Source organism: Bradyrhizobium sp. USDA 4354, from assembly GCF_054060315.1.
This window is the reverse complement of the sequence record NZ_JBSSDC010000001.1, coordinates 7143629-7157629: the sequence shown is the minus strand read 5'-3', so window position 1 is coordinate 7157629 and position 14001 is coordinate 7143629. Positions and strand designations below refer to the sequence as shown.

The 14001-nt window shown below is 63.9% G+C and carries 15 protein-coding genes; 8 read left to right on the top strand and 7 right to left on the bottom strand.

Annotated elements, in window-relative coordinates; all coding sequences use genetic code 11:
- Window positions 1-82 precede the first annotated feature (82 nt).
- From ACVIIV_RS33240 to ACVIIV_RS33225, 4 genes are all read left to right on the top strand, one after another.
- Entirely contained in the window at window positions 83-349 is a 267-nt protein-coding gene (locus ACVIIV_RS33240) for a hypothetical protein (RefSeq protein ID WP_456747953.1), read from the top strand.
- A 206-nt stretch (window positions 350-555) separates the two neighbouring features.
- On the top strand, window positions 556-1287 hold the full coding sequence (locus tag ACVIIV_RS33235) for a cytochrome c biogenesis CcdA family protein (protein WP_456747952.1): 732 nt from the start codon (window positions 556-558) through the stop codon (window positions 1285-1287).
- A gap of 142 nt (window positions 1288-1429) precedes the next feature.
- Window positions 1430-1702 carry a hypothetical protein gene (locus ACVIIV_RS33230; protein ID WP_456747951.1) on the top strand — a complete coding sequence of 91 codons (273 nt, stop codon included), beginning with the start codon at window positions 1430-1432 and terminating at the stop codon, window positions 1700-1702.
- A 261-nt stretch (window positions 1703-1963) separates the two neighbouring features.
- Complete coding sequence (locus tag ACVIIV_RS33225) at window positions 1964-3508, top strand: peroxidase family protein (RefSeq protein WP_456747950.1); 1545 nt, start codon at window positions 1964-1966, stop codon at window positions 3506-3508.
- A 216-nt stretch (window positions 3509-3724) separates the two neighbouring features.
- Here the strand turns inward: ACVIIV_RS33225 and ACVIIV_RS33220 are convergent, their stop codons facing one another.
- The 7 genes from ACVIIV_RS33220 to ACVIIV_RS33190 form a co-directional block, all read right to left on the bottom strand.
- Window positions 3725-4780 (bottom strand): ABC transporter substrate-binding protein, encoded by a 1056-nt coding sequence (locus ACVIIV_RS33220; RefSeq protein ID WP_456747949.1) that lies wholly within the window; start codon window positions 4778-4780, stop codon window positions 3725-3727.
- 4 nt (window positions 4781-4784) lie between these two features.
- Complete coding sequence (locus ACVIIV_RS33215; RefSeq protein WP_456747948.1) at window positions 4785-5117, bottom strand: hypothetical protein; 333 nt, start codon at window positions 5115-5117, stop codon at window positions 4785-4787.
- Window positions 5114-5872 carry an ABC transporter ATP-binding protein gene (locus ACVIIV_RS33210; RefSeq protein WP_456747947.1) on the bottom strand — a complete coding sequence of 253 codons (759 nt, stop codon included), beginning with the start codon at window positions 5870-5872 and terminating at the stop codon, window positions 5114-5116. The genes ACVIIV_RS33215 and ACVIIV_RS33210 overlap by 4 nt, the downstream gene beginning before the upstream one ends.
- Entirely contained in the window at window positions 5869-6675 is an 807-nt protein-coding gene (locus ACVIIV_RS33205; protein ID WP_456747946.1) for an ABC transporter permease, read from the bottom strand. Before ACVIIV_RS33205 ends, ACVIIV_RS33210 begins: the two co-directional genes overlap by 4 nt.
- On the bottom strand, window positions 6672-7493 hold the full coding sequence (locus ACVIIV_RS33200; protein WP_456747945.1) for an ABC transporter permease: 822 nt from the start codon (window positions 7491-7493) through the stop codon (window positions 6672-6674). Before ACVIIV_RS33200 ends, ACVIIV_RS33205 begins: the two co-directional genes overlap by 4 nt.
- 151 nt (window positions 7494-7644) lie before the next feature.
- On the bottom strand, window positions 7645-8466 hold the full coding sequence (locus ACVIIV_RS33195; protein WP_456747944.1) for a FadR/GntR family transcriptional regulator: 822 nt from the start codon (window positions 8464-8466) through the stop codon (window positions 7645-7647).
- A 169-nt stretch (window positions 8467-8635) separates the two neighbouring features.
- A complete protein-coding gene (locus ACVIIV_RS33190) occupies window positions 8636-10093 on the bottom strand; it encodes a sensor histidine kinase (protein WP_456748890.1) in 1458 nt (485 codons plus the stop codon).
- Between the two features lie 378 nt (window positions 10094-10471).
- Between ACVIIV_RS33190 and ACVIIV_RS33185 the strand changes: the two genes are divergently transcribed.
- The 4 genes from ACVIIV_RS33185 (at window position 10472) to ACVIIV_RS33170 (ending at window position 13970) form a co-directional block, all read left to right on the top strand.
- Window positions 10472-10705, top strand: coding sequence for a hypothetical protein (locus ACVIIV_RS33185; protein ID WP_456747943.1), 234 nt, complete (start codon window positions 10472-10474; stop codon window positions 10703-10705).
- 353 nt (window positions 10706-11058) lie between these two features.
- On the top strand, window positions 11059-12057 hold the full coding sequence (locus ACVIIV_RS33180) for a TRAP transporter substrate-binding protein (protein ID WP_456747942.1): 999 nt from the start codon (window positions 11059-11061) through the stop codon (window positions 12055-12057).
- An 81-nt stretch (window positions 12058-12138) separates the two neighbouring features.
- A complete protein-coding gene (locus ACVIIV_RS33175) occupies window positions 12139-12654 on the top strand; it encodes a TRAP transporter small permease (protein ID WP_456747941.1) in 516 nt (171 codons plus the stop codon).
- Window positions 12651-13970, top strand: coding sequence for a TRAP transporter large permease (locus tag ACVIIV_RS33170; protein WP_456747940.1), 1320 nt, complete (start codon window positions 12651-12653; stop codon window positions 13968-13970). Before ACVIIV_RS33175 ends, ACVIIV_RS33170 begins: the two co-directional genes overlap by 4 nt.
- Window positions 13971-14001 lie beyond the last annotated feature (31 nt).

Below are 14001 nucleotides of genomic sequence, written 5' to 3'. Positions count from 1 at the left end.
CATGCTATCTTTGGTCTTCCATGGGGGCCGAAGGGGGCGTGACAAATACGTCTCGCAGGCCGAATTAACGGAAAGAACGCCGGTGTCGCATTCAGACGAACAGTTGCAGTCGGTGCTGGAAACGCTCGAGGGGTGCCGCAGGGTCCTCAATGAGTGCAACAGCCGTGAGTCGGCCGAGATGCTGTCGATTGTCATCCTCGACGTGCGGATGAAACTGAAAGGAATTGACAGTGCCGATCTCAAGGCACTGTGCGACGAAATGCTGCGGAGCGCTGCGAGTGAGCCGCCGCCCCCTTCCAAGCAGACGCAGGACCAGCCCCGGCGTCCGCTGCTCCGCGTGGTGAAGTAGCCGCGCCGCCGAATCTCGCTTTTTGGCGAGGTTTGTGCGCGTCCCGATGCCGCATCTGTGATCACGGAGGGCATCGGGAGGAGCCCTGGTTTTGTGCGCCTCTGTTGCGCATTCTCCGGCATCGGCTACACCAGAGCCGGTTCGGTTCCGGGCGGGGCGCATCCCTTGCGCGTCGGACCGGCACCTGAGATGGCTCCGACTGCATCATGCAAAATGTTTCGATCCCGGCGGCGCTGATTGCCGGCCTCGTCAGCTTCCTCTCGCCTTGCGTCCTGCCTCTGGTTCCGCCCTATCTGATCTACCTGACGGGCGCCACGATCGAGCATGTCGAGAGCGACGAGCCGGCCGGAGCCTCCAAGCGCGCGATCATGATGTCGGCGCTCCTGTTCGTGCTCGGCTTCTCCACCGTCTTCGTGGCGCTCGGCGCCAGCGCCTCGCTGATCGGCGGGCTGATCCGTGCCTGGTCGGCGGAGCTGTCGATCCTCGCCGGCATCGTCATCATCATCATGGGCCTGCACTTCCTGGGCCTGACGCGCATCGGCTTTTTGATGCGCGAGGGACGGCTGCCGATCCCCAAACCGGTCGGCCTCTGGGGCGCCTATATCATGGGCCTCGCATTCGCCTTCGGCTGGACGCCTTGCATCGGCCCGATCCTCGCCGCGATCCTCTCGATCGCCGCGGCGGAAGCAACGGTGACGAAGGGCGCCGGCCTGCTCGCTGTCTATTCCGCGGGCCTCGGCATTCCCTTCCTGATCGCCGCGCTGATGATCGAACAGTTCTCCGCGCTGTTCGCGCGCATGAAGGGCCACCTCGTCAATGTCGAGCGCGCCATGGGCGTCTTGATGGTGGTCACCGGGATCGGGTTTCTTACCGGCGCGGTCTCCAATGTGAGCATCTGGCTGCTGGAGACGTTTCCGGCGCTGCAGACGATCGGTTAGGGCGCGAGGAGCCGCGTTTTCACGGACGAAAAAGTAGAGGAACCGTTGAAACCCGTCAGGCATGCTGTCACGGAACGACGATTCCAAACCTTTCCGCTCCCGAGACGTTTGCATCGGGGACAATTCGCATGGTGGAGATGACGTGACCAAGACACTGCGCTTAGAACCCTTGTCGGACAACGCGGCTCTGGTTGCCTGGCAATTTTTGGGGCAGCCGTTGCAGGAGTGGCCGAGCTGGGTTCAGTCGAAATGCTCGCTGCAGAAGGATGCCGACGGAAAATTCGAACTTCGGCACGAGCGGCGCAGCGGCACCCAGATCGTCTATCTCGGCGAGTGGCTGGTGAGAGATCTCGATGGCGGCGTGGACTTCTACACGGACGCTGAGATCTGGGCGCGGTTCGCCGCGAAACGCTGAAGCGCGATGAGATTGGGCCGGCTCGTCGATCGCGCCTTAGTCTGTTTTGCTTGAACTCCAGGCGATCAAAAGCCTGTGTCGTCGGTGGGGCAAAAGGCCTCGCCGGTAGGACTCACTCACAGAATGCAATCTGTGGTAATATTTCGTCGTACTACACCCTGAGGGGCAATTCTTCTGAACGTATACTGAAACGAGAATTTTGGACCAATCGACATCTTCGGCGCCCCTCTCCCCCTACAGCATTTTGAGCAGGAGCAAGCGATGGGAACCGACGTGAACGTTCATCCCGGTCATGGCAAGGCCGGACGTCAGCCGACGCGACAATTTCTGGATACGCTTTCAGGACACGACGATCCGGGCATGTTCGGTCGGATATTTCCGACACTGGAGCCGCTGGCTGTCGACGACGGCCCGCTGCATGAGCTCGCCGATGCGATGAAGGACCCCGCTCCCGGCGATGCTGGGGGAAACAATCTCAACGTCCCGGCCGGCTTCACCTATCTCGGGCAATTCATCGACCATGATATCACGCTCGATCTGACCTCCTTTGGCGAGAAGGAGGCCGATCCGACGGCGGTCACGAATTTTCGCACGCCGGCGCTCGATCTCGACAGCGTCTATGGTCTCGGCCCCGACGGAAGCCGCCACCTCTACGCGCGCAATTCGGCCAGCGACAACGGCAAGACCCCGGGCCCCAAGCTGCTGATCGGCAAGACCGTCAACGTCGATGCCATCACGGGAGATCATCGCAACGACCTGCCGCGCAATCCCGAGGGGTTTGCCCTGATCGGCGATCATCGCAACGACGAGAACCTGCTCGTCGCGCAAACCCATCTTGCGATGCTGAAGTTTCACAACAAGGTCTGCGATCAGCTCGCGGTATCGGGAAAGCCGCAGGGTGAGATATTCGAGGAAGCACGCCGGATCGTGACCTGGCACTACCAATGGATGGTCCTGCATGATTTCGTGGAGCGGATCACCGAGAAGGGGATCGTCGCGAAGATTCTCGAGCAGGGGCGGCGGTTCTACCGCTTCAAGAAGACACCCTACATGCCCGTCGAGTTTTCAGCCGCCGTCTACCGTCTCGGCCACAGCATGGTGCGCCAGGTCTATAGCCACAACCGGATCTTCACGCCGGGTGGCCTCACGCCCGCGACGCTCGATCTGCTGTTCAGGTTCACCGGGCTTTCGGGAGGAATCATCGGCGATCTGGCGCCTAACCCGATTCAGCCGCCGCTGCCGCTTCCGGTGCTTTCGAGCAACTGGATCATCGACTGGCGGCGCTTCTATCAGGTGCTGCCGAACAATCCTGCGGGCGTGACGCTCAACCCGTCGCGCAAGATCGACCCGTTCGTCGTGCCGCAGCTCCACAACTTGCCCGGCGACGGCGGCAGCCTGCCGTTCCGCAATCTCAAGCGCGGCGTGTTGCTGGGCCTGCCGTCCGGACAGGACGTCGCCAAGGCCATGAAGATCAAGCATCCACTGACGCCGGAAGAAATCTCGAAGGGGAGCGACGGTGCCGTGGCGAAGAAGCATGGCCTGCACCAGCACACCCCGCTCTGGTACTACATCCTCAAGGAGGCGGAGCAGCGGGGCGGCGGCGAAAGGCTCGGGCCGGTCGGCGCGACGCTGCTTGCCGAGGTCTTCGTCGGCCTCGTCCATGGCGACCACCAGTCGTATCTTTGGGTCAAGGGTAAGAACTGGAAGCCGACGCTTCCGTCGCAAGTGCCGGGCGAATTCACGATGGCCGATCTGCTGCGCTTCGTCGGGGATATCAGCCCGATCGACGGCATCTCGACGGTCTGAAGCGCGACGAGATCAAGACGAATCGTCATCGCGTTTGTTCGAGCATGATCCTTCCGCTGCAGATTTTCCGGATCATGCCAGATGCCCGGCGATCCGCCGGCCACACAAATGACGCTGGGCCGCGAAGCGGCCCAGCCCGCAGGAGCCGGCCGAGGCGGCCGTCATCTCAAGCGAGAGCGGCGCGATCATTGCGGCCGCTCCGCCTTTCTCGCCGGCTCAGGGCTTGAACACATAGCCCGGCGTGATCGCCGCCGTCTCCGGGATCGGCGGCAGGTCGGCGAACAGCTCGGGACGGTCCTTCATGACCTTGAGAATGTGCTTCGGCTCGATATGCGCATTGACGTCGAAGGTCGACTTGAGGATGCCGAGCCGGGAGAGCCGGTCCTCGGCGCTCCAGAGCGCGCGGTAGTTGTTCGCCGACAGCCGGCGGTCCGCCTGCTGGATGTTGAACTGCATCGCAGTCTCGGCGACGTCCTGCTTGAGGCCCGGTATCCAGCGTGTGGCGACTTGCGCCGCCTGCTTCGGGTTCTTGCGCATCCATTGGTCGGCCTCGGAGACGGCCGCGAGGAATTTCTCGATGGTCTCGCCATTGGCCTGCACCCAGGGGCGAAGCGCGACGTTGAAGCCGAGATAGGAGATCACGTCGCCACCCCGGATGATCTCGATCGCGCCCGGCACATCCTTGCCGGCGACGATCGGCCAGGGATCCCAGCCCGAGAACGCGTCGATGCCCTTGGCGAGCAGGGCGACGGTCATGTCCGGCGGCGGCGTGTTGACCAGCGTCACGTCGTCGGGCTTCAGTCCGGCCTTCTCCAGCGTCGCCAGGATATAGAGATGGTTGATCGTGCCGAAGGACGCCGCGATCTTCTTGCCCTTCAGCGTCGACAGGTCGCCTTTGACGATACCCGAACCTTCGCGCGCGATGATCGCCATGGTCGCATCGGAGCCGGCCTTGGTGGCGTTGCCGCTGTAATTGCCGAGCGCGACGAGGTCCATGCCGCGCAGCACGGCCCCGATCATGGGCACGCCGACCTGCACGATCTCGCTCTCGCCGGCCTGCAATGCGTTCAGCGCGTCGACGCCGGTCGCGTAGGGGCGCGCGATCGTGACGTCGAGCCCGTACTTCTCGAAGAAGCCGCGCTCGAGCGCGATCGGCAGGCCGATCTGGTCGATGCCGGTGACCATGCCGGCCTTCAGTTTCGTCAGGGTCTGGGCGCTTGCCGGCACCATGCCGGCCAAAAGCGCGATCGCAAGCAGCAAGAGTCGTGTCATATCCTCAGCCTCCCTCTTTTATCGGCCCCACCGCCGTCACCCAGTAAGGTCTGGCCACGGCATTGAGGTCCGTTCTTTTGACACCGCGCAGTTCGATCGAATGCTCGTCCGTGCCCGAGACGCGTCCGTATTGCTGGAACGCGAGCACGTGGAAGCGCTCCGGCGTGAACGGCAGCTCGATCTGCACGTTCACTTTTTCCGACGTGCCCGTGAGCTCCGGCGAAATCTTTCCCGGTGCTGCGATCGTCAGCCAGAGCTGAAACAGCGCCCATGCGGCAATCGCGCCGAGCACGACGCGGCCCTTGGGCGAACGCAAGGCTTCGGAGGCGACGCTCATGCTGCGCGCACCATCTGCAGCACGCGCGCCGAGAGCTGCTTGAAGCGGTCGTCCTTGACGAGGTCGTCCCACACCCGAGGCCGCGGCAGGTCGACCGCGATCTGGTCGAGCACGCGTCCCTTCGACAACACGACCACGCGATTGGCGAGAAACACCGCTTCCGCCACGTCATGGGTGATGAAGATCACCGTCGGCCTGCGCTCCTGCCAGATGCGGGTCAGTTCCTCCTGGAGCGTCATGCGCGTCTGCGCGTCGACGCTGGCGAACGGCTCGTCCATCAGCAGGACATCCGGATTGTTGGCGAGTGCGCGCACCACGCCGACGCGCTGCTGCATGCCGCCGGAGAGCTCGTTGGGATAGCGGTGCGCCGCGTGCGAGAGCCCGGCAAGCGCGAGATATTCGCGCGCAATGCGGTCGCGCTCGGCCTTCGGCACGCCACGCATCTTCGGGCCGAACCCGACATTGTCGAGCACGGTCTTCCAGGGAAACAGCGCGAACGACTGGAACACGACGCCGCGCTCGGGGCCGGGCCCGTGCACCGGCTTGCCGTCGAGCAGGATGTCTCCCTTCGAATGGGGAATGAAGCCGGCGATCATGTTCAGGATCGTCGTCTTGCCGCAGCCGGAGGGACCGACCACCGAGACGAATTCGCCGGGCTCGACGTCCAGCGAGACGTCGTGAACGGCGGTGACATGCGCGCCCGCATAGGGGTCAAAATAGGTCTTGCCGAGATTGCGCAGCGAAAGCGTCTTCATGATGTCACCAATCCCCAACGCTGGCCGGTCGCGCGCTCGAGCGGCGCGAGGATCCAGGCGTCCACGATGTACCAGAGCAATCCCAGAATGATCATGCCGAGCAGGATCTCGACCGTCGAGCCGGCGCGGCGGGCGTCGAACATCATGAAGCCGATGCCGGAGGTGCCGACGATCATCTCGACCGCGATCAGTGCGCGCCAGCCATAACCGAGCCCGTTGCGCAGGCCCGTGATGATGTTGGGCAGCGCGCCCGGCAGTGTCACCTCCCACAGCACGCGCGCGCGTGAAGCCCCGAGGCTCAGGGCGGCGCGCGAGAGATCACGTGGCACGGATTCGACGCCGAGCACGGTGTTGAGCACGACCGGGAACAGCACGGTGTAGACGATGACGAAGGTCATCGTCGTCAACCCGAAGCCGAACCAAATCAACAGGATCGGCAGCCAGGCGATGTCGCCGATGGCCTGGAAGAACAGCAGCACCGGCCAGCAGATGCGGTGTGCCCACCGGCTGGTGCCGATCAGGACCCCCAAGGGAATGCCGAGCGCCATGCCGACCGCGGCGCCGGTCGCGAGCCGGATCAGGCTGTCCTGGAGATAGTCGGGCAGGATGCCCTTGTAGGTGAGCGTGAAGAACGCACGCACGACGTCGGCCGGTCCCGGGAAGAAAGCGCGCGGAAACAGTCCGGCTTCGCTGACCGCCGTCCACAGCGCCAGCACCGGGATGAAGGGAATGATGGCGGCGAGCCCCGGCCAGCGCCGGGTCAGGCGGGTATAGCCGGCCCAGATTTGCAGCGTCAGATTCATGCGCGCCTCACCATGCCCCAGCGCTCGATGGTCGCGCGTTCCAGCGGGACCAGCAGCAGGCGGTCGATCAGAAGCCACAGCACGCCGATCACGATCATGCCGAACACGATGACCTCGGTGCGGTAGAAGTCGCGTGCGACGAACAGCATGTAGCCGAGCCCGACATTGGTCGCGATCATCTCGGCGGCGATCAGCCCGCGCCAGGCGAAGCCAAGGCCCATCCGAATGCCGGTGACGATATTGGGAAGCGCGCCCGGCAGCAGCACTTCGGTCAGCAGCGCCCAACGGCCGGCGCCGAGCGAGGCGGCAGCGTTGCGCAGCGTGTGTGGAATGGTCCTGACGCCGAGCAGGGTGTTGTAGGCGACGACGAAGAACACGGCGTTGAAGATCACGAAGACGATCGCGCCAAAACCGTAGCCGAACCACAGCGTCGCGATCGGGATCCAGGCAATGCCGGCGAGCACCGAGAAGAAGCGGAACAGCGGCGTGAGGAAGGCCGCGACCGTCGGGCTGACGCCCATCGCGATGCCGAGCGGCACGGCGGTTGCGATACCGATCAGCGTGCCCAGGCCGACGCGCAAGAGGCTTGCGCCGACATGGGCGAACAACGTGCCGTCGCGGATCGAGTCCAGCGCGGCCGCGCCGACCGCACCGACCGAGGGAAACACGCGCGGATTGACGTTGAACAGCGGGACGACGATGGCCCAGATCGCGACCAGCGCAAGCAGCGGCGCGACGAACATCACAGCTCCCGCCAGCGAGTTGACGCTGCGGATCAGCCGCGACGATCGGCCTTTCAGACTGCCCGTCACCTGCATTTGACCTCCCTGACGCTCAGCTATGCCTGTGCCGGCATTTCACGCTGATCATTCCCGACATCGTAACCACGTCTGGCGCAATCGTATATCTCCGTCGGTTGCGACCCTCGCGATCCCGGGCGGAACGAGGATATGGGCCGAGCCCTTCGCGTCACGGTCCATGGCGTTTTCTCTTGCGCTTGAGGCTCGACTTCCTGGTCACGCGCACATCCGATCCGCCCCCTTTGCGGGTCGCCGCGGCGCTGGCCGTCTTCCGGTTCGAAAGCTTCAATCGGGTGTAGCCCAGCAGCCGTTCCATCGCGGCGCGCGCCTTTTCCGGGTTGCCGCTCTCGATGGCTCGCGCCGCCGCCGCGTGGTTCGGTAGATTATCCCTGAACCAGCCGCCGGGGCCCCCGACGGCGACGGTGAAGACGGTGCTCAGGATGGTATCGATCGCGCCGCGAAAGCCCTGGAGCACCGGGTTGTGGGTCGCGTCCAGGATGGCAAGATGGAAAGCCTTGTCGGCTGCGAGGGCGCTGGCCTGGTCCTTTGCGGTCTGCATCGCAGCCAGGGCCGTGTCGATCCGCCAGCGGTCGTTCCTGGTCGCGCGTTCGGCGGCAAGAGCTGCGGCGGCAGGTTCGATGATCGAGCGCACCTCCTGGATCGCCAGCAGAAGGTCGCGATCCGGCTCGTCCTGGCCGACCAGCCAGCTCAGCACGTCGCGGTCGAGCAGGCTCCATTCGTGGCGCGGCAGCACGTGCGTGCCGTGGCGCGGCCGCACGCTGACGAGGCCCTTTGCGGCAAGCGTCTTGATGGCCTCGCGCACCACGCCGCGCCCGACGCCGAAGCGGGTTTCGAGTTCAGGCTCCGGCGGCAGGGTCGTCCCGACGGGAATGAGATCCTGGGCGATCTCGCGGCCGAGCGTCGTCAGCACGGCGCGAATGCGGCCGGGCTTGATCGGCTTGTCGACGGGGCTCGGGCGCGCTCGTGCCACTCGTACGTCTCTCCCGTCCGGCCTGTCGCGGCCGGTTCATTTGTCTTTGGCTGCCACGCCCCGGCAGCTGCACATTCATCCGATGTTTAACATCGGATGATTGGGTGAGGGCAAGCGCAATTGTCGCAGCACACCTGTGTTGCATTGCGATATGCGCTTAGGCCGTGGATCAGGGCGCCTCCTCCAGCGCGCAGATCACCGTGCAGATCACGCCACGCGGCAGGAAGTCGACGGTTGCCTCGCCGCCGAGCTGGTCGCGCGCACTGCGCTCGATCAGGCGCGAGCCGAAGCCGCGTTGCACCGGCGCCGTGACCGGCGGCCCGCCGATCTCGGTCCAGATCAGCCGCAGCCGCGGCTTCGGCTGATCAGCGATGACCTCCCAGTCCAGCGTCACCCGGCCGGTCTCGTTTGACAGCGCGCCGTATTTCGCGGCGTTAGTGGCGATCTCGTGCACGATCATCGACAGTACCACGGCGAGCCGCGGCGACAGCGGCACGGCCGGGCCGGCCATGCGGATGCGGTCGGGATTGCTCAGCAGGAACGGCCGGAGCGCGCGGGCAATCACGTCCCGGAGCTCGGAGCCTGCCCATTTCTCCTGGCTCAACAGGTTATGCGCTTCGGCCAGCGCGCCGAGACGGCCCTCGAACTTGGTCCGCTCGTCACGGCTGGCGCTGCGGAAGGTCTGCACCGCGATCGCCTGCATCAGCGCCAGCGTGTTCTTGACGCGATGGTTGAGTTCCTCGATCAGCAGATCGTGCAGCATCTCGCCGCGCGCGATCGTGGTCGCCATCCTGACTGCGAAGGTGAGGCCAACCAGCAGCAGGATGCCGCCGATCAGGCTCGTGATCGCGATGTTGCGCCAGAGCGGCGCAATCAGCGAGCTCTCGCTGACGCCCGCCACGACAGTCCAGCCGGTCAGCTGCGATCTGGTAAAGGCGGAGGACAGCGCGACGCCGTCGAGCGAAACGGTCGAAAGCGCGGCCTCCGGCGTGCGCGACATCGCATCGTAGAGTGCGCCGGAAGCCTGCTTGCCGAACGTCTCGGCAGGATTGGGTGTGCGCGCGAACACGCGAGCCTTGGTGTCCAGCAGCGACACCGTCCATTGATCATTTGGCCGCTGCTGCTCGACCAATTTCTGGAATATCGCGATCGGCGGACTGAAGGAGAGCGCATAGACGACGTCGCCATTGCGCAGCACGGGAACTTCCACGGTGACGATCAGACGTTTCTTGGTCGAACCCACGAACAGGTCGGAATATTGCGGCGCCTTGCTCGCAAACACCCGCTCGACGATCTCTCGATTGTTGCGCGGAGGTAGATTCGCCGTCTCCGTCGTGACGGTCGAAAACAGCTGCTGGCCGGATCTGTCGGCCAGCAGAAGAACGCTGTCGCCGCCATATTGGCTGATGAACCCGACTGCCAGCCGGCGGAAGCCGTCGAAATCACCGCTTTGCAGGGATTCGCTGAGCGCGAGCACCTGCAAGCCACCCGTTATCCGCTGCACCTCGGAATCGAGCACGATGCGCATGCTTCGCACCGTCTCCAGCACCCGGCGCGTCGCCTCGCTGCGATCCTGGCGATAGTTGGAATAGGCAAGGCCGACGGCAAAGACGATCAGCGGCAACATCGTTCCCGCGACGAGGAGAGCGAGCCGGACCGGCAGGGTGAGCTTTGACAAACGCAGGCGTCCCGGTTCCAGCGCGGCGGCGCCGGATTATGATTTTCGGAGACCATACGGTCGCGGGTTGCGCTGCGCCACGATTTTCGCCACGCGCGAACTATTCCGGAGACGGGATGTTGCGGCGCAGTCGGATTACGCCTCAGCTCATGCCGGCCGCGGTCAACAGCAGACACGGCGTAGACGGCCGCCAGGCTCTCCTCACAGGAATAAGCGCGGCAACAACATCGCACCATGCGCGGCGTTCCCCCGCGTAGGAACAAGTTGCTATTTTTTCCCGTTGTTGAATCGACCGGGCCGAAAACCCGGGAATTTGAGGAGGAGAAAATGACGCTGAGAATAGCGAGTGCAGCGCTGATGGTTGCTGCATTGTCCTTGCCGGCGTTCGCGGCCGACGAGTTCTACGTGGTCCAGGACGTCAAGACCAAGAAGTGCACTGTCGTCGACAAGAAGCCGACAGACGTCTCCATGACCGTGGTCAGCCCTTCGGGCACTGTCTACAAGACACGCACCGAGGCTGAAAGCAGCATGAAGACCGTCAAGGTCTGCACATCCAATTAGGAAGAATGTGATGCCCGTATTTATTCTCTGGGCGGTGCCCGCGATCATCGTGATCGGCGGCGGCATCTATCTGATTGGTTACATGCACTAGCTGCGTTCTGGAAGGCGAGCGGGCCTCTGCGTGCAGCGCACAGGTCCGCAAGTCTTCCGCCTGCCACGAGGGTCTGCCGCGGGCCAGCCGGAGCGCAAGTTGCAGTGCAACAGGCGCCGTGCGCGAAGAAGACTACCGCGAGCGCACGCGAAATGACTTCCGTCCCGCTGAGGTTTTTCATACGCTTGCCCCTCGCATGCCGCGTGGCGGCTGCGCTCACGGCCCGGCGACAGGGCTGGAGCATCAAAAGGGAGGGGAGACGATGAAGCGAAGGTCATTTCTCGCTGGTATCGGTGCGACCACTGCGGCAGCCACGATCGGCATGCCGTCGATCCTCAGGGCGCAAGCGCCGATCACGCTGAACGGCGCGGTCCAGTTCAACGACGACCATGCCTTCAACCGGGCACTGCTCCGGTTCGAGGAGTTGGTGAAGAAGTATTACGGCAAGCCCGTCAACTTCACGCTGCACAGGAACTCGTCACTCGGTCTCGAGAAGCAGTATTTCGAGTACATGTCGCAGGGCAAGGCGGTCGATTACGGCATCGTCTCGCCGGCTCACATGTCGACCTTCGCCAAGGCGGCCCCGTTCATCGATGCGCCGTTTGTGTTCAAGGGCATCGAGCACATGAACAAGGTCGTCGAAGCCAACATCCTGGCGCCGATCGCCGACGAGGTCGCGGCCAAGGCCGAGGTCGTTCTGATCGGTTATGCCGGCGGTGGCATCCGCAACATCTTCGCCAACAAGCCGCTCAAGAATCTCGCCGATCTCAAGGGGCTCAAGGTTCGCGTGCAGGGCGCGCCGATCTGGTCGAAGACCTTTGCGGCCGTCGGCATGAGCCCGACCGTGATCGCCTATAACGAAATCTACAACGCGATCCAAAACGGGGTGATATCGGCCGGCGAGAACGAGGCGGCCGGCGTCGAGGCGATGAAGTTCTACGAAGTGGCCCCGCATCTCAACCTGACCCAGCACGCCGTGTCGATCCGGCCGATCTGCTTCTCGGTAAAGACGCTGAAGACCTTGCCGAAGGATTTGCAGGACGCGATCATGAAGGCCGGCAAGGAGGCCGGCGATTATGGCCGTCAGCTGGAGTCGAGCGAAGAGGTCGTCAAGCTCGACACGCTCGAGAAGGCCGGCAAGCTCAAGCGCGTTCCCTTCGAGGAGCGGGACGCCATGAAGAAGCTCGCCGACCCCGTGATGGCCACCTACGCCAAGGAGATTGGCGCGGAAGGCATTTTCGAGAAGATCAACGTCGTCTGAGGTCGCTCTGTCCGCCGACGATAGTCCGGGCAGGCCCCGCTTCCTGCCCGGACTGGCGGATGAGCGCCGTACGGAGCTCCAATGTCCGAAATGCACGTCCCGTCCACACCGTCGCTGTGGCGTCGCGTCACCGCGGCCTATGCGAAATTGCTGGAATTCCTGCTCGCCGCCTGCGTCGGCATCCTGGTCATCCCTGTCACGTTGCAAATCGTCTCACGCTACACGCCGTTCATTCCCTCCTACATCTGGACGGAGGAGATGGCGCGATTCCTGTTCATCTGGACGATCATGATCGGCGCCATGGTGGGCATCCGGGAGGCGCAGCATTTCGAGGTCGACGTGTGGCCTGACCTGTCGCGGCGGTCGGAGGCCGCGGTGCGGATCCTCGCCCGGCTCGGCGTGCTGGCGCTGGCTCTCGTGTTCGTCTGGGCCGGGCTCGAATTCACACGCTTCGCCTGGAACAGGACGTCGGAGCTGGCCGATCTGCCGCTCTGGCTGATCCACGTCGCCTGGCCGGTGGCCGGCGTGACGTGGCTCGTGTTTGCGGGCGAACAGATACTCAATGAAATGCGCGTTCTGATCGGGGCACAGAGATGAGCGGCACTGTACTTTCTGCCGGACAGGCCGCAATGGTGCTGTTCGGAGTCTTCATCGCCCTGCTCATCGTGCGGGTGCCGGTTGCTTTTGCACTCGGCCTTGCCTGCGTGCCGATCCTGATGATCGAGCCGCGCCTGTCGCCGATGATGCTCGCGCAGGAAACTTTCAACGCCTACAATTCCTTCATCCTGCTCGCGGTCCCGTTCTTCCTGCTGACGGCCAACCTGATGAGCATCGGCGGCATCACCGACCGATTGGTGGCGCTGTCGCGCTCGATGGTCGGGCATTGGCCGGGGTCTCTGGCGCAGATCAACGTGGTGCTGTCGGTGTTCTTTGCCGGGATCTCGGGCTCGTCCACCGCCGATGCCGCAAGCCAGTCCAAGATCTTCATCGATGCGCAGAACAAGGAGGGCTACGATCTCTCGTTCTCCATCGCCATCACGGCGGTATCTGCGGTTCTGGCTGTCATCATCCCGCCGTCGATCCTGATGATCGTCTGGGGCGGGCTGATCTCGACCTCGATCGCGGCGATGTATCTGGCCGGCATCGTACCGGGCCTGCTGATCGCGGGCGCGCAGATGGCGACGGTGCACGTCTATGCCGTGCGCCGCGGCTATCCGACCTATCCGAAGGCGACCTGGGTCGAGATGCGATGCGCCATCTGGCGATCGATACCCGCGCTGATGACGCCGTTCATCATCGTCGGAGGCATTTTGCTCGGGTGGTTCACCGCGACCGAGTCCGCCTGCGCCGCCGTGCTCTATTCCGTCGCGCTCTCGGCGTTCTTCTATCGCGAGACCGGTCCACGCGAATTGTACAAGGCCTTGCTCGACACCGGGCGTCTTGCCGGAGTCGCGCTGTTCTGCGTCGGCACCGCAAGTGCGTTCGGCTGGCTGCTCGCCTATTACAGGATACCGCAGGAGCTGCTGGCCAACGTTTCGACATGGGGCATGGGCGTCGTCGCGGCCGGCTTCTTCATCTCCTTCTGCTTTCTGGTGGTGGGCTGTTTCCTCGACGCCATTCCGGCGATCATTATCGTCGGCACGGTGCTGGAGCCGCTCGCCAAGTCGGTCGATCTCCATCCGGTCCAGTTCGCGATCATTTCCATCGTCTCGCTGGCCTTCGGGCTGGTGACGCCGCCCTATGGCCTATGTCTGATGATCGCCTGTTCTATCGCCGGCGTGCGGCTGCGCTATGCCCTCAAGGACACGGTGATCATGCTGATACCGATGCTGCTCGTGCTGGCGGCGGTCATCGTCTGGCCCAGCGTGTCGCTGTTCCTGCCGCGCCTGATCGTGCCGGAGATGCTGAAATGAGCGTCTGATCGGGAGATCCCGCCGCCGACGG